Raw genomic sequence first — 319 nt, forward strand, 5'->3', positions numbered from 1 at the left:
CGGATCGCTGGGGTAAACGCCCAGAATCTCCAGCATATTGGTGAAGTAGTTCAACTCTTCCAATGCGCGCTGAACCGCCGGGTCATCCGGATGCCCTTCGATATCGGCATAGAACTGTGTGGCGGTGAACGAACCGCCCACCATGTAGCTCTCCAGCTTGGTCATGTTGACACCATTGGTCGCAAATCCCCCCATGGCCTTGTAGAGCGCGGCGGGGATGTTGCGCACTTCGAAGACGAAGGTCGTCAGCATGTTTTCGCCCCGGCGCGTACCGTCCAGTTCGGGCGCCATGAGCAGGAAGCGCGTGGTGTTATGTTCG

The 319-nt window shown here is 58.3% G+C and carries 1 pseudogene; it reads right to left on the minus strand.

The annotated features are described in order from the left end of the window. Positions 1-319, minus strand: a pseudogene (locus A3764_RS00655) (prephenate dehydratase); the annotation flags it as partial.

It is taken from the genome of Sulfitobacter sp. HI0129 (genome assembly GCF_001635395.1).
Taxonomy (GTDB): domain Bacteria; phylum Pseudomonadota; class Alphaproteobacteria; order Rhodobacterales; family Rhodobacteraceae; genus Sulfitobacter.